10 protein-coding genes are annotated in these 15,185 nt (G+C 71.5%); 6 read left to right on the forward strand and 4 right to left on the reverse strand.

From position 1 onward, the window contains the following. Positions 1-3 precede the first annotated feature (3 nt). Positions 4-681 carry a 4'-phosphopantetheinyl transferase family protein gene (locus tag HEK131_RS19615; protein WP_244452081.1) on the reverse strand — a complete coding sequence of 226 codons (678 nt, stop codon included), beginning with the start codon at positions 679-681 and terminating at the stop codon, positions 4-6. A 281-nt stretch (positions 682-962) separates the two neighbouring features. Between HEK131_RS19615 and HEK131_RS19620 the strand changes: the two genes are divergently transcribed. Continuing rightward, positions 963-2,096 (forward strand): ATP-grasp domain-containing protein, encoded by a 1,134-nt coding sequence (locus HEK131_RS19620; RefSeq protein WP_244336356.1) that lies wholly within the window; start codon positions 963-965, stop codon positions 2,094-2,096. Between the two features lie 168 nt (positions 2,097-2,264). Then, entirely contained in the window at positions 2,265-3,950 is a 1,686-nt protein-coding gene (locus HEK131_RS19625) for a carbohydrate binding domain-containing protein (protein WP_244336357.1), read from the forward strand. A 117-nt stretch (positions 3,951-4,067) separates the two neighbouring features. Here the strand turns inward: HEK131_RS19625 and HEK131_RS19630 are convergent, their stop codons facing one another. Beyond that, positions 4,068-5,405, reverse strand: a complete 1,338-nt coding sequence (locus HEK131_RS19630) for a 6-phospho-beta-glucosidase (RefSeq protein WP_244336358.1) — start codon at positions 5,403-5,405, stop codon at positions 4,068-4,070. Between the two features lie 32 nt (positions 5,406-5,437). Here HEK131_RS19630 and HEK131_RS19635 point away from each other — a divergent pair, with 32 nt between their 5' ends. The 4 genes from HEK131_RS19635 (at position 5,438) to HEK131_RS19650 (ending at position 13,142) form a co-directional block, all read left to right on the forward strand. Beyond that, positions 5,438-10,606, forward strand: coding sequence for an HD domain-containing protein (locus HEK131_RS19635; protein ID WP_244336359.1), 5,169 nt, complete (start codon positions 5,438-5,440; stop codon positions 10,604-10,606). Further along, complete coding sequence (locus HEK131_RS19640) at positions 10,603-10,956, forward strand: hypothetical protein (protein ID WP_244336360.1); 354 nt, start codon at positions 10,603-10,605, stop codon at positions 10,954-10,956. The genes HEK131_RS19635 and HEK131_RS19640 overlap by 4 nt, the downstream gene beginning before the upstream one ends. Beyond that, entirely contained in the window at positions 10,953-11,555 is a 603-nt protein-coding gene (locus tag HEK131_RS19645) for a hypothetical protein (RefSeq protein WP_244336361.1), read from the forward strand. Before HEK131_RS19640 ends, HEK131_RS19645 begins: the two co-directional genes overlap by 4 nt. 174 nt (positions 11,556-11,729) lie before the next feature. Then, the gene (locus tag HEK131_RS19650; RefSeq protein ID WP_217463819.1) at positions 11,730-13,142 is read left to right on the forward strand and encodes a glycoside hydrolase family 16 protein; all 1,413 of its coding nucleotides are present in this window, start codon (positions 11,730-11,732) and stop codon (positions 13,140-13,142) included. Positions 13,143-13,194: 52 nt separating this feature from the next. Here HEK131_RS19650 and HEK131_RS19655 read toward each other — a convergent pair whose 3' ends face one another. Together HEK131_RS19655 and HEK131_RS19660 are read right to left on the reverse strand one after the other, a co-directional pair. Next, the gene (locus tag HEK131_RS19655; RefSeq protein ID WP_244336362.1) at positions 13,195-14,115 is read right to left on the reverse strand and encodes a PASTA domain-containing protein; all 921 of its coding nucleotides are present in this window, start codon (positions 14,113-14,115) and stop codon (positions 13,195-13,197) included. 116 nt (positions 14,116-14,231) lie between these two features. Further along, the gene (locus tag HEK131_RS19660) at positions 14,232-15,137 is read right to left on the reverse strand and encodes a helix-turn-helix domain-containing protein (RefSeq protein WP_217463817.1); all 906 of its coding nucleotides are present in this window, start codon (positions 15,135-15,137) and stop codon (positions 14,232-14,234) included. Positions 15,138-15,185: the final 48 nt, after the last annotated feature.

The raw sequence follows: 15,185 nt of genomic DNA on the forward strand, positions 1-15,185 counted from the left end.
GGATCAGGGCGCCGGTACGGCCACCGCCGTGAGGACCAGCCCGTCCCCGGTGAGCCAGCGGCCGTCGAACCCGGTCAGGCGGGTGGTGCCGACCAGGGGGCCCGGCACCAGGAGGCGGGCGTGGAAGGTGCCGCGCCCGCCGTGCGCGGGGACCAGCTCGATGTCGGCCTCGGAGAAGTCCAGCCAGGCACGCGTCAGCGGGAACCACGCCTTGTACACGGACTCCTTGGCGCTGAACAGCAGCCGGTCCCAGTGCACGCCGGGCCGGGCCGCGGTCAGCGCCCGGTGCCGTTCCCGTTCGGCGGGCAGGGAGACGGAGTCGAGGACGCCCTCCGGCAGCGGTTCGTGCACCTCGGCGTCGATGCCGAGGGAGGCCAGGTCACCCGAGCGGACGAGGGCCGCACCCCGGTAGCCGTCGCAGTGGGTCATGCTGCCGAGCAGGCCGTCCGGCCAGACCGGGGCGCCGCGCTCGCCGGTCGGCACGGGCGCGGGCGGCCGGCCGAGCTTCTCCATCGCGCGCCGCGCGCAGACGCGTGCGGAGGCGAACTCGCGCCGGCGCTTGTCGACCGCGCGGGCCAGCAGCGCCCGTTCCTCAGGGAAGAGCACGGTGTCCGGGTCGTCGTCCGGAGGGCCGTAGGACTCCACGGCGACCACCGAGTCCGGCAGCAGTTCCTCGATCACCGGTACCCGACCTTCCACGACAGTGTGCGGCGCGGCACCACGACAGCACACCGGCCCGGGGAGGGCAAGAGCGGCCCGTGCGGGCGGGGCGCCGGGGGCCCGACCCGCCCGGCGAATCCGTAACACGCGCGTTGCACGAACGGCTCGACGCAGGCCGTATGATCGCCCCAACACTCACCGCCCAACATCCCTTTCCTGAGGGCGGTTTGGTGTCCCTTCCTTCCTCCTGTCCGGGCGCGGACCACTGAGTCCTGCCCGAAAATGCCCGAAAGGCGGCCCGCATGGTCTCTCGCGTACGCGTATGGCTCAACCGCACGTACGCGGAGAACGTGTTCTTCATGGATCAGCTACGGAGAAACCCGAGCGACCGTGCCGTGGAGATCCACGCGACGCACGGCGACCCGGACTCCCCCGTGCTGGCCGCCGCCGACACCGCCGCGCTGGAGCCGGAGGGGCTGTCCCCGGCCGGGTACGTGGAGTACGCGCTCGACCAGTGCGCACGGCGTGGCATCGATGTCTTCGTGCCCCGGCTGCACCAGTCGGCGATCGTCGCGCACCGCGCCGACTTCGCCGCGGCGGGCACGGCCCTGCTGGCGCCGACGCCCGAGGCGGTGGCGGTGTTCGAGGACAAGGTGACCGCGTACGAGGCGGTCCGCTCGGTGGGTGTCCCGGTGCCGCCGTGGTTCCGGGTCCGCACGGCGGACGAACTGGTCGCCGCAGTCGAGGAGTTGGAGGAGGCCGGGCACAAGGCGTGCTTCAAGCCCGCCGCGGGTGCGGGCGGGGTCGGGTTCCGGATGATCACCCGTTCGCCGTTCTCGCTCGCCCATCTCAGTGGCTTCCCGAGCCCGTACGTGCAGCTCGACCTTGCCGTGGCGGCGCTGCGGGACGCCGAGGAGCCGGTGGACCTGCTGGTGATGCCGAGGCTGGAGCAGCCGGAGGTCTCGGTGGACTGCCTGACCGGCCCGGACAACCGGACCCGGCTGATGGTGGGCCGCACCAAGAACGGCCGGCGTCGCGGCTTCACCCTGGACGAGCGCTGGCTCGCACCGGCCCGGCTGATCGCCGAGGGCTTCGGGCTGCACTACCTGTCCAACATCCAGTTCCGCATGCTGGGCGACCGCCCGGTGCTGCTCGACGTCAACACCCGAGCGGCGGGCGGCCTGCACCAGCTCTCCCTGTGCGGTATCAACGCCCCTTGGGCGGCTGTGCAGTTGGCGCTGGGCGAGGACCCCGGCACGGTCGAGCCGCCGTTCCTGGGCCAGGACTACGCGGTCGTCTCCGGGCCCCGCCCGCTGGGCCCGACGACCCTCCCCGAGCAGGAGCCCGAGGAGGCCGAGGAGGCGGAGATGCGCCTGCCCGCGCCCTCCGTCCCGCTCGCCGCGTCGGCCTCCGCCGGAGCCGCGCTGCCGCTGTAGCGGCCGGGCCCCGGCGCTCCACCCTCCCGGTATGGACCAATCCCGTGCTGTCTCTTGACAGTTGGATTGGTCCATACCACTTTGGAGGGCGCACTCTCTCCGTGCTCGTTCCGCACTTCCCGCACCCCGGTGCACTCCCGAACGCCCCCATACCATCAGGGAGATCGCGTGCGACACATCCTCGGGCGTCCCAGACGCCGGCTTCTCGCCCTGCTCGGCTCCGCCGCCCTCGCGCTCGGCGGGGCCGTCGCCCTGCCAGGCACCGCCCAGGCGGCCAACGTGCTCACCAACCCCGGCTTCGAGTCGGGCGGAGTGTCCCCCTGGACCTGCTCCGGCAACCTCGGTTCGGTCGTCTCCTCCCCCGTGCACGGCGGCTCCAAGGCGCTCCAGGGAGCGGTGAGTTCGAGCGACAATGCGCAGTGCGCGCAGACCGTCGCCGTGAAGCCGAACACCGCGTACACCCTCAGCGGCTGGGTCCGCGGCTCGTACGTCTACCTCGGGGTGGACGGCGGCGCCTCGACCTGGACCTCATCGCCGTCCGCGTACAGCCAGCTCAGCGTCTCCTTCACCACCGGAGCCTCGCAGACCAGCGCGACCGTGTACGTGCACGGCTGGTACGCGCAGGGCTCCTACCAGGCCGACGACATCAGCCTGGACGGTCCGGGCGGCGGGGGCGGCGGCGACACCCAGGCGCCGAGCACTCCGGGCGGCCTGACCTCGACCGGCAAGACCTCCTCCAGCGTCTCGCTGAAGTGGAACGCGGCGACCGACAACGTGGGCGTCAGCGCGTACGACATCTACAGCGGCTCCAACCAGGTGCTCAGCGTCTCCGGCACCACCGCCACGGTCAGCGGGCTCTCGCCGAGCACGGCCTACACCTTCACCGTGAAGGCGCGGGACGCGGCCGGGAACACCTCCGGCGCCTCCAACGCCGTGAGCGTGACGACCAGCGCGGGCTCCGGCGGCGGCACCGGCTTCAAGCAGGCCGCGCCGTATCTGTACGAGGGCTGGGGCGACCCGCCGAACCCGGCGACGGTCATGAACGCGACCGGGGTGAAGTGGTTCACCATGGCGTTCGTGCTGGACTCCGGCGGCTGCAACCCCTCCTGGGACGGCAGCAGGCCGCTGACCGGCGGCGTCGACCAGACCGCGATCAACCAGATCCGCTCGGCGGGCGGTGACATCGTGCCGTCGTTCGGCGGCTGGCAGGGCAGCAAGCTGGGCGCCAACTGCTCCTCGGCGAGCGCGCTGGCGGGTGCGATCCAGAAGGTGATCGACGCCTACTCGCTGAAATCGATCGACATGGACATCGAGAACACGGACGAGTTCGAGAACGAGGCCGTGCAGGCCAAGATCCTCACCGCGCTGAAGACGGTCAAGGCCAACAACCCCGGCCTGAAGACCATCGTCACCTTCGGCACCACGACCACGGGCCCGACCTACTACGGCAACCGGCTCATCGAGCAGGCCAAGTCGATAGGTGCCGACATCGACGTGTTCACGATCATGCCGTTCGACTTCGGCGGCGGCTCGGACATGTACGGCAACACGGTGAACGCGGCCGAGGGACTGAAGGCCAAGCTGAAGTCGACCTTCGGCTGGGACGACGCCACCGCGTACTCCCACATCGGCATCTCCGGCATGAACGGTCTCTCCGACCAGCAGGAGAACACGACACCGGAGATCTGGACGAAGATCCGCGACTGGTCCAACTCGCACCACATCGCCCGGCTCGCCTACTGGTCGGTAAACCGGGACCGGCCGTGCCCCGGTGGGGGCGTGGTGAGCAACTGCTCCGGCATCAGCCAGAGCAACTGGCAGTTCACCTCGATCACGGCCGGGTTCACCGGGTGAGCCGCTTACCCGATGACCCGTCGACCGGGTGACCGTTTGACCGGGTGACCGTTTGACCGGGTGACGGAGCACTGATCACGACGGAGGGCCGTTCGGCGGAACGGCCCTCCCGCGTGTTCACACGAGATACGCCAGCTCCGGGTGGGCGGCGGTGTAACCGTCCACCAGCCGCCGGGCCACGTTGACCGAGTCAACCAGCGGATGCAGTGCGAACGCCTTCACGGCCGTCGCCCGCGACCCCGACTCCGCGGCGGCCAACACCTCCCGCTCGACCGCCTTCACCGAGCAGACCAGTCCGGCGGCGTGGCCGGGCAGCGGGTCCGTGGCCAGCGGGTGCGCGCCGTCCGCGCCGACCAGGCAGGGCACCTCGATCACCGCGTCGGCGTCCAGCGCGGTGAGCGTCGTGCGGTTGCGGACGTTGAGGATCAGGGTGGTGCGCTCGTCGCGGGCGATGGCCCGCATCAGCGCGAGCGCCACCTGCTCGTAACCGCCCGACAGGTCCTCCTCCTCGCGCTCCCCGGCCCCGGCGCTCTCCCGGTTCTCCGCCATGTACGTCGCCTCGCGCTCGGCGCGGGTGTCCTCCCAGGCGCGCAGCGCGGAGCCGCCGGGGCGCAGCGCGTCCGCGTAGAAGCGGGACTGCTGGTCGCGGAGGAAGGCGCCGCGGGTCTGCTCGGCCTCCTGGTAGGCGCGGACGGTCTCGCGGTTGAAGTAGTAGTAGTGCAGGTACTCGTTGGGGACCGCGCCGAGGGAGCGCAGCCACTCGGGGCCGAACAGCCGGCCCTCCTCGAAGGAGCCGAGCCGGTCGGTGTCGGCCAGCAGGCGCGGCAGTTCGTCGCGTCCGGCGACGCGCAGACCGCGTACCCAGCCGAGGTGGTTGAGGCCGACGTAGTCGACGAACGCCTCGCGCGGGTCGGCGCCCAAGGCGCGGGCGACGCGGCGGCCGAGGCCGACCGGGGAATCGCAGATGCCGATGACCCGGTCGCCGAGGTGCCGGGACATGGCCTCGGTGACCAGGCCGGCCGGGTTGGTGAAGTTGATGACCCAGGCGTCGGGGGCGAGCCGGGCCACCCGGCGGGCGATGTCGACGGCGACGGGCACGGTACGCAGCCCGTAGGCGATGCCCCCGGCACCGACCGTCTCCTGCCCGAGGACCCCCTCGGCCAGCCCCACCCGCTCGTCCTCGGCCCGCCCGCGCAGCCCGCCGACCCGGATCGCGGAGAACACGAAGTCGGCCCCGCGCAGCGCCTCGTCCAGATCGGTGGTGGCCCGGACGACGGGCGCGTCCGGCACCCCGGCCGCCTGCTCGGCCAGCACCCGGGTCACCGCGTCCAGCCGCCCGGCGTCCACATCGTGCAGGACGACCTCGCTCACCCGGCCCTCGCCGCGGTCGGCCAGCAGCGCGCCGTACACGAGCGGCACGCGGAACCCGCCGCCGCCCAGAATCGTCAGCCTCACGTCTCACCCTTTCCGGCCCGCCTGGTCCGATCATGGCACGCGCCCCCGGACAGAGTGCCGGACGCCGTGATCCGGGCGAACGCTCCCCCATCGTGCCGAAGGACGCTAACCTCCCGCTGGTGACGCTCAGACGACAGGCTCTGCTCATCGGTGTGGGTGAAACCCCTTACGCCCAAGGGAGGTTCGCCTCTCTGACGGATGTGGTGACCAAGGACCTCCATGCCTTGACCAAGCAGTTGACCGCGTCCGGGTACGGCGTGGTGACTCTCGGCCCCGGCGACGACCGCCCGGTGGACAAGGGGGCCGTGACCTCCGCCCTGGAGGCGGCCGCCCGACGCGAGTGCGATCTGCTGCTGGTGTACTTCACCGGGCACGGCGTGCACCTGGACGGCCAGGACTACCTGGTGCCCGCGAGCGCTCTCGCGCCCGAGCCGGGCGGGCGGTGGACCGAGGGCCAGTCCGAGTCGCTGCTGCGGCTGGACGTGTCCAGGTACCTGTCCGGGTGCCGGGCCGAGTCCGTGGTCTTCGTCGTGGACGCCTGCCGGGACGGCCAGCCCGAGGAGGACGGGTCAGGCTTCGGCGCAGCCACCGTGCACGCGCCGTCGCGGCGGCTGGCGCTGCTCGTGGGCTGCGGCAAGGGCCAGCGGTGCCACTACGGCCCGGAGGGCAGCCACTTCACGCGTGCGCTCGCCGAGGCGCTGAACCCGCTCACCCCGGAGCGCACCGTGGAGGCCGTCTTCCACCGCGCCCAGGACCGCACCGCCGCCCTCGCTCACCGGCACGGCGGGCACACGCAGAAGCCCCTGGTCAGCCCTGCCCCGCACGACGAGGGCCTGACCGGCTTCCCTGAGCTGTGCGACGGCACGGACATTCCGCTGCGCTGGTTCGAGGCCGTGCAGAAGGCGGGAATCTGGACCGCGCCGGAGGGTGAGCCGGGGCCGGACTCCGCGATGCGCGACCGGGTCGCCGGCTTCGCGCACCGGTGCGCCGCGTCGGTGCTGAGGGACCGAGCACGCTTCGCCGACCCCTGGCAGGACTCAGGTCTCCCGGAGCGCGTCCTGCGCCGGGTCGTGCCCGCGCTCCTCCTGCCGGGGCAGGAGCGGTCGCCGCTGGAGACGGGGCTGCTGGCCGGGCTGCCGTTCCTGCGGGAGGCGATGTGGGCGCACAAGCTGAGCCGCCTCGCCGAGACCGACCCCTGGGACCTGGACCAGGACGTCCACGACACCGACGGCCCGACCCCCCTGATGCGTGCCGAACTGCGCAACATCCACGAGAGCCATCCGCAGTTGCTGCGCAAGGCGCGCGGGCACGAGCGGCGTGGTGAGGACGAGGAGCACCGGGCGCTCGCGGCCTGGCTCGCGCACCGCTGGGTGGCGGAGCAGATGGTGGAGGAACCCGACCCCGGGGGCCTGGAACTGGCCGAACATCTGGCCCGCGCCCTGCTGGGCCCTGAGCTGGAGCACAAGGCGGAGCAGGTTCGCTGGCTGCTGGTGGCGGCGGTGCGTTTCCTCGCCAACGACCCTCTCGACACCGGCCAGTACAACGACCTTCTCGGCACCTCGCCGTCCACCCTGATGACAGCGGAGGGCCCTTGCTCCGTGCGCTGGTGGGGTGTGCTCGGTCAGTTGCGGCTCGCCGGTCTGCTCGCCGCCGACGTACGGCTGTTCCCCGATGTACTCCCCGATCATGTAGGCGTCGCCGACCCGATCGTGCCCGCCGATGTGGTGCACGACCTTCAGCAGGAGCTGGAGTGGACCCGCGAGGACGACGGCCTGCATCTGAACATGATGTGCCGGCACCCCGCCCTGCACGAGAGCCTGGTGGAGGTCACCCACCGCGCCGACGAGGTACTGCGCGCCCTGGCCTCGGCCCGGCATCTGCAGCGCGGGGACCTGCTGGCGGGACTGCCCGGCCGCGTCACCGCCCGCGATCTCCAGGCCGCGCGCCAGCAGAACTCCGAGGACCGCGTCTACAGCGTCCCGCTGCTCCGCTTCACCCTGGCCCAGGACGAGATCCGCGAACTCCTCATGGGCCACCAGTTGTACGGGGACCGCTCGCTGGCGGTGCGGGAGCTGTACCAGAACGCCGCCGACGCCTGCCGGTACCGGGCGATGCGCTGGGAGTACCTGGACCGCCGCGACCGCAAGCCGTACGAGTGGCTGGGCGAGATCCGGATCACCCAGGGCCGGGAGACCACGGCGGACGGGCGTCCGGGCCGGGCCTACATCGAGTGCCGGGACAACGGCGTCGGGATGAGCCGGTCCGTGCTGGAGCACACCTTCAGCCGGGCCGGACGCCGCTTCTCACAGACCCGCGCCTTCAGGCAGGAGCAGGCCCAATGGCTGGCGGAGGACCCGGAGCTGCGGCTTTACCCCTACAGCCGGTTCGGGATCGGCGTGCTCAGCTACTTCATGATCGCCGACGAGGTATCGCTGGTGACCCGCGAGGTACGCGCGGGCGGCTCGACGGCCGGGCAGGCGCTGGTGGTCGACATCTCCAGCAGCAGCGGCCTGTTCCGCATCCGTCCCTACAGCGACAACGACCCGGACCCCATGCGAGAGGGCGGCACCCGGGTCAGGCTGATGCTCAGCGAGCCGGGGCCGGACGAGGAGCAGTTGTCCGTCACCAAAACGATGAACCATCAGGTCAGGCTGAGCGAATACCGGTTGACCCTCGACGAGGAGGGCCGCGAACCACTCGTCCGCGAGCCCGACAGGCTGCACCATCCCGTACCGGAGGACGAGACCGCCCCGGCCGAACCGCTGAACGCGCACGGGCCGGTGTGGTGGGTGTCAGGCACCGGAGCGGTGCTGTCGGACGGCATCGTCACCTCCGCCACGCCTTTCGGGTACGTCATCAACCTCTCCGGCCCCCAGGTCCCGAAGCTCAGCGTCAACCGCAACAGCCTGCTGGAGTGGGACCATGCCTGGGCCGGGGACCAGGTGCGCGCCGCCGCCGACGACCTGCCCGGCTGGGAAGGGCTCGATCTGGCCTGGCTGTGGCGACTGGAGAACCAGGACGTGGGGCTGGCCGCGGCGGTCGCCGAGCGGCTGGCCGGCCGGGGTCTGATCCTGCCCGTCGACCGCTTCTCCGAACATCAGCGGCCTCCGGTCGCGCTCGACGCGGTCGGCTGGTTCCCGGACGACCGCGCGCTGCTTCCCCGCCGCCCCGAGGACGGCACGAGCAACGACAACCAGTTCGCATCGGCCTGGCGCCGGGCGGTACTGCGTGACCATGGCGCCCCGCCGGCCACGGAGCAGGACGGGGACATGGTCATGCCCGAAGATGTCAGCGGCCACCCCGTGCCCCGTCCCGGCGACAACGCGCTGCTGGACAATGCGACCGGCTCGGCTCGCAACCTCGTGATGCACGCCCTGCGGACCAAGCGGACCGTGGCCGACGTGCTGCGTGGCCTACGCCGGTTCGCACTGCTGACGCCCCAATTGCTCATACCGGCCGTCGAGCCGGACGGCACCGCCGCGCTGGACTTCGTCCCCGAACCGGTCGACCTCGACCTGATGAGCTGGATGACCGACTGGGCCGTGCCTGGACAGGCCGCACGGCAGCCTGCCCTAGGGGCGTTGCTCTCCATCGCGGCGACCTCCGGACTCCGTCTGCAGGCCCTCCTCAAGCGCGCCGCGCGCTACCGGCACCTCGGGCTGGTGATTCCTAAGGTGCCGGTGGCGCTACTGGGGTACCGCGCCACGGCCCGGGACGCCGAGTTGCTGGCCGGCTGGACGGAGCATCGGCACGGCTACTCCAGCCGAGGGCTGCCGGCCGAGGTGCTCCCGGTGCACATCGCCCGCCTCGCCGACCGGCTCGGCACGACCAGCGCCGACGTGCTGGAACAACTACGGAAGTGGGAACCGTACGGATACCGGCTGCCCGCCGAGGACCAGTTGCTTCCGTCCGCACTCAGCGACACCCAGTGGGACCTCTTCCGCGCCTTCTGGGAGCCCGAGGGCGGGACACCCGATCCGAGCCTTCAGTCCCTGCTGGCCCTGGCCGCCCGCGAGGAGACCACGGTGGACGAGGTGCTGCGTTCCGTGGGCGGTCTTGCCGGACCGTCGGCCGGGCCACTGCCCGAACTCCCCGAACGGCCGGACGGCCTGCCGCCGCTCGTGCGCGCCGACCTGAAACTGCTCACCGTCGACGCGGCCGACGAGCAGGTGCTGCGCACCCGGTCGGTGCCGCTGGATCTCCTGGCGCTGTGCCATGCGCCCGGCGGCGCGTTCCCCGGCCTCGGCACCGATCAGGACTTCGAGCCGTGGCACTCGTTCGTCGCGCGGGTACAGCGGCTGGCGTTGTTCGGCATGGATATGCCCCAGGACCTCGAACCGCTGCGACACTGGGTGGATCTGTCCCCGCGTGACCGAATGGCCGTGCTCATCGGCAGCCTCGACCCCACCGTGCCCTGGACGGCGGCGATGCTGGTGAACACGGCGGGGGCCCTCCGGGAGTCCCTCGGAGACAGCCTCCACCGGCTCGCCGCGCACGCACCCCACCTCGGCAAGCAGCCGCCTGCGTTGCCCGCCGCGGCCCTGAAGCTCACTCCTGGCGAAGCCGAGTCCGAGTTGCTGACCGACATCATCGACCTCGACAGCGCCGACCACATCCGGGTCGACTGGATCGCCCTGACCCCGCTCCACATCGCCCAGTACGCGCTCCGCTCCACCCTGACCATCGGCGAGGCGCTCGACCGGCTCGCTCCCTACCGCGAGCTCGGCGCCCCGATCCCGGACCCGACGGAGGAAGGCCGGCGACTCCTGCACAAGGTCGAGCCGAAGCGGTACGAGATCCTCGCGCTGTCCGACGGTGTGAACACCCAGAAGCCGCGCAAGTCGCCCATCATCAGCGCGTTCGAGATCGTCGCCGTTGCCGCGCGCGCCGGTCGCAGGGTCCGCGAGGTGTACGAACGCCTCCTCTGCTACGCGCCGCTCGGCATCGTGGTCGACGCCCCCGAGGCCCCAGACGAGCTGCCCCGCTGGCAGGACCTGATCCTGCTGAGCGAAGGACTCAACGGCCGCGCGCCCGCCGTCTCGGGCACCGTGCCGCCGGAGCGGATCGCCGCCCTGTCCCGCGAACTCGGCACGGACAGCGCCTGGGTGACGGAGCGGCTGGCACTGTACGCACCGATGTTCGACCTGCGCGTCCCGAAGGACGGCGAAGCACCCCAGCCGGAGGAGGAGCACACGTCATGACCGTCCCGCAGCACGACCTCGACATGCCCTACGCCCAACTCGACCTCGGTGTACGCGAGGAGAGTGAATTCGATCTGACCTCGGCTTCCAGCACGGTCGCCGTCTCCGGCCCCTGCCCACGCTGCCACGGGACCAGCAGGACGGACTTCCCGCTCGGCGTCGTCGGCTCGAAAGGGTTCCCGTCGCGGCAGGACAGGCCGCTGTCCCCGGCAGAGCGGTCAGCGGTCGTCTCGGCCGAGGTGCTCTACTGCGAATGCGGGTTCGCCCACACCGGGCTGCAGGAGGGCGCGTTCTTCGTGGGCTGCGGGGCGTACTGGCGGCTGGGGCGCTCCTCGGGGAGCGGGTCATGAGCGCGGGCACGGACCGCAGGTGGGCAGAGCTGGCCCGCGAGCTGGAGTTCAGCCAGCTCGACGTGCTCCGCAAGCAGGCCGAGGGGTGGCGCAACGGGCTACTGGGCCTGACCGCGCTGGTCACGGTCGTCACCGTGCTGAAGGGCCGCGACGACCTGTCCGCGCTCGAGTCGCCCTGGCGGACGGTGGCCGTGTCGCTGCTGGCCGGGGCCTTTCTGCTGCTCCTGACGGGCTCGCTGGTCGCGGTACGCGCGTCATTCGGCAAGCCCGGCGAACGGGTCAGGCTGGGCGGGCAGGCGCTGCGGGAGTGGACGCTGACGGAGATCGGGCGGGTGCGGCGGGCCGTGTACGTCAGCGCTGTCGCGCTGACCTGCGGGGTGGCCCTGGTCGTCGGCGCCCTGTTCGTCTCCTGGACCAGGTCGGAGGAACCGGCCGCCGACCTGGTGAAGGTGAGCACTCCTGCCGGCCAGCTCTGCGGCGAGCTGGTGTCGTATCTGCCGGGCAAGGTCACGCTGATGCGCACCACGGGCGGCACGGAACGGCAGGTCGTCGTCCGCGGGGAAGACGTACGGAAGATCACCCCCGCCAAGTCCTGCTGAGCAAGCGATTTGCGGCGGCACGGGCGACTTCAGGGAGTGAACTCCCCCACCCCGCAAAGACTTTCCTCGCTTCAACCCTTGACGCCCCCAGAGCCGGGGAGCACATTGTCCGCACCCTGAGAGCGCTCTCAAGGGCACCCCCGCACTTCACCCCGTACCCCGGAAGGCACCCCCATGAGTGAAACCTCCGGTACCTCCCCGGCCGGCGGCAGACGCCGGCGCTCCGTCCGGCGGGCGCTGATCGCCGCCCTCGGCACGCTGGGCATCGCGGCCGCGGCCGCGATGGCGGCCGTCGCTCCGGCCGACGCCTCCGCGCCCACCCCGCCGTCCGGCTGGACCCAGGTGTTCCTGGACGACTTCAACGGCTCGGCGGGCTCCGGTGTCAGCACCTCGAACTGGCAGTACGCGACCGGTACTTCGTATCCGGGCGGCGCCGCCAACTGGGGCACCGGCGAGATCGAGACCATGACCAACAGCACCAGCAATGTCGCGCTGGACGGCAACGGCAACCTGCTGATCACCCCGCGCCGCGACTCCTCGGGCCGCTGGACCTCGGGCCGTATCGAGACCAACCGCACCGACTTCCAGCCCCCGGCGGGCGGCAAGCTGCGGGTGCAGGCGCGTGTGCAGATGCCCAATGTCACGGGCGCGGCGGCCAAGGGCTACTGGCCCGCGTTCTGGATGCTGGGTTCGCCGTTCCGGGGCAACTACTGGAACTGGCCCGGTGTCGGTGAGCTGGACATCATGGAGAACGTCCAGGGTCTGAACACCGTGTGGTCCACCATGCACTGCGGCACCAACCCCGGCGGCCCCTGCAACGAGACCACCGGCATCGGCAACTCCACCGCGTGTCCTGGCAGTACGTGCCAGTCCGGGTTCCACACGTACGCGATGGAGTGGGACCGCTCGACCAGCCCCGAGCAGATCCGCTTCTACGTCGACAACGTCAACTTCCACACCGTGCGCGCCAATCAGGTGGACGCGACGACCTGGGCCAACGCCACCAACCACGGTTACTTCATCATCCTGAACGTGGCGATGGGCGGCGGCTTCCCGGACGCGTTCGGCGGCGGCCCCGACGGCGGCACCGAGCCGGGTCACCCGATGGCCGTGGACTACGTCCAGGTGCTCCAGTCCGGCGGCGGAGGCGGTACCACTCCCCCGCCGTCCGGCAACCGCGACGCCTACGGCACCATCCAGGCCGAGTCCTACGACAGCCAGTCCGGCGTGAACACCGAGACGACCACGGACTCCGGCGGCGGCCAGAACCTCAGCCACCTGGCCAACGGTGACTGGGCGCAGTACAAGGGCGTCAACTTCGGCTCCTCGCCCGCCACCCAGTTCAAGGCCCGGGTGGCCAGCGGGGCGGCCTCCGGCGTGGGCGGGCTGGTGGAGGTACGGCTCGACAGCCGCTCCAACGCGCCCGTCGGAAGCTTCGCCCTCTCGGGCACCGGGGGCTGGCAGACCTGGCAGACCATCCCGGCCAACATCAGCGGGGTCACCGGGACGCACGACGTCTATCTGACCTTCAGCAGCGGCCAGTCGGCCGACTACGTGAACCTGAACTGGTTCACCTTCTCCCACTGACCGCCGCCGGTGGTGGTGGCGCCGGGTCCTCGCGGCCCGGCGCCGCCTTCCGTCAGTAGTTCCAGCGGTTCCTGCTGCCCTCGTCCCGGCAGAAGATCAGCCGCCCGTTGCCCGCGTGGGTGGAGCTGCCGACGTCGGCGTTTCGGCAGAACTGGCCCGCGTTGTAGCAGTTCCCGGCGTTCGAGACGATCTCGCAGGTGGTGCCGGCGCCACCGCTGGAGGAGCCGCCCGACGAGCTGGACGTGCCGGTCGAACCGGTCGAGCCCGAGGAGTCGTCGCTTCCCGCAGCGACGGGCGGGGTGTAGTCCGGGTCGTTGGTCTTGTCCTTGTAGGTGCCCTTCGCCGACGGGCAGCCGTCCTCGGTCAGCCACAGCGTGACATCACGGTCACCCACGACCTGCGTCCCGGCGCCGGGCGACTGGAAGCACACCTTCCAGTCGTCGTGGTCGCCGTCGACGTCCTCGTCCTTGTAGGACGCCTTGACGGAGACGTCGCCGTCCGTCACCTTGCCCACGGCCGTGGCCGCACCCGCGTACGTGCGGCCGACCAGGCTCGGCATCGACGGCCACGGAATCGGCCGGCCGTCCGCCTCGGGACACGGCGCCCCCGACGCCACGGCCCCGAACTCGACGCTGTCCCGCCCGAACTTCTCGAAGCAGACCGTCCAGTCGTCCGCCGGGGACGCGTCCTTCTCGCTGGCGTCGTGCGCGGAGACGCGGTAGCCGCGCTGCTTCGCCGCCCCGGTCGCGTCGGCGACCGTGCTCTCCACCTGACTGTCCAGCAGGGCCGGCGTGGCCGTGACGGTCGCGGTGACCGTCACCGTGGGCCGCGGCTTGGCGGCCACCGCCTCCTCCTCGCCCCCGCTGCCGCACCCGGTGACCAGGGCGCAGATCAGCACCCCGGCCCCGACTCCCTTGCGCCACGCCTTGCGCGCGCCCCGAACCGACGCCTGCGGTCGTCCCGGACGATTCATGGGTCCCCCCTGAGCTGCTCTCACACCGTGCGTGTGCGAGACCCGTGAAGAATCCGCGAAGTTGCCTTCACATCCGAAGCGAGACCAGAACGTGACCTAGCGCTGTCGGGCAGCCCTCACCGCAACTCCGCCCGGAACCCCACCGGCGTCACCCCGGTGTGCAGATGGAAGAACTTGGAGAAGTTGGCCGCGTCCGGGAAGCCGATGGCGGCGCCGACGCGGCCGATGGGCATGTCCGTGTGGGCGAGGAGGCGCTTGGCCTCCAGGATGACGCGTTTGTCGATGAAGCCCTTGGGGGTCTGGCCGGTGGCGGCGCGGACCGCGCGGACGAGGGTGCGGCGGGAGTAACCGAGGGCGTCCGCGTAGGCGTTGACGCTGTGGTTGGTGGGGAAGCCGCGCTCCACCGCGTCCCGGAAGAGGGTGAAGGTGGTGTCCGCCCGGCCCCGGTTCGCCTCGGCGGAGCTGGCCGCGAGGTGGGCGAGGCGGAGCAGGAACGCGGTGAGGCTGTGCCGCAGGACGGCGGTGTGCAGGCTGATCGGCAGCGTGGACGTGTCCTCGTACTCGCGGCCGAGCTGGGCGAGGGAGTCCTTCAGCGCGGCGCGCTGCGCCGGGTCGGGGTGCAGCAGCGGCGGCAGGTCGTAGCGGTACAGGCCGGTGGCCTCGACGGTGGCGCGGGGCAGGAAGCCGGGCTGCATGGTCAGGACGGTGCCCCGGTACCGGCTGGTGCGGGAGAAGCGGTGGACCTGGCCGGGGCGGATCCAGAGCACGTCACCGGCGCCGGCCTCGTACTCGGCGAAGTCGATCATGTGCCGGACCGGACCCTCGGTGAACAGCATGACCACGTGGAAGTCGATGCGATGGACCCGGTCCAGCGGGGCATCCGCATGCCAGGTGCGGTCCTCACCCATGGCGCCGACCTGCATGCCGACACCGCCGACGGCCAGCTCGGTCGGGAAAGGGAAGGTCCTGATCCCGTCACCGTCCGTGCCGCGACCCACACCTTGAGGCGATCTGTCCGCCATGTTCGATTTGCCGTTCCTATCAAGCGATCGGTGTCCCAGATTCACCAC

The organism is Streptomyces seoulensis (genome assembly GCF_022846655.1).
GTDB lineage: Bacteria > Actinomycetota > Actinomycetes > Streptomycetales > Streptomycetaceae > Streptomyces.

What these genes read in the sequence shown, in the direction of transcription:
- HEK131_RS19620 (WP_244336356.1), top strand. Translation starts at nt 963, where the DNA reads ATGGTCTCTCGCGTACGCGTATGGCTCAACCGCACGTACGCGGAGAAC.
- HEK131_RS19635 (WP_244336359.1), top strand. Translation starts at nt 5,438, where the DNA reads ATGGCACGCGCCCCCGGACAGAGTGCCGGACGCCGTGATCCGGGCGAA.
- HEK131_RS19640 (WP_244336360.1), top strand. Translation starts at nt 10,603, where the DNA reads ATGACCGTCCCGCAGCACGACCTCGACATGCCCTACGCCCAACTCGAC.
- HEK131_RS19645 (WP_244336361.1), top strand. Translation starts at nt 10,953, where the DNA reads ATGAGCGCGGGCACGGACCGCAGGTGGGCAGAGCTGGCCCGCGAGCTG.
- HEK131_RS19650 (WP_217463819.1), top strand. Translation starts at nt 11,730, where the DNA reads ATGAGTGAAACCTCCGGTACCTCCCCGGCCGGCGGCAGACGCCGGCGC.
- HEK131_RS19655 (WP_244336362.1), bottom strand. Translation starts at nt 14,115, where the DNA reads ATGAATCGTCCGGGACGACCGCAGGCGTCGGTTCGGGGCGCGCGCAAG.
- HEK131_RS19660 (WP_217463817.1), bottom strand. Translation starts at nt 15,137, where the DNA reads ATGGCGGACAGATCGCCTCAAGGTGTGGGTCGCGGCACGGACGGTGAC.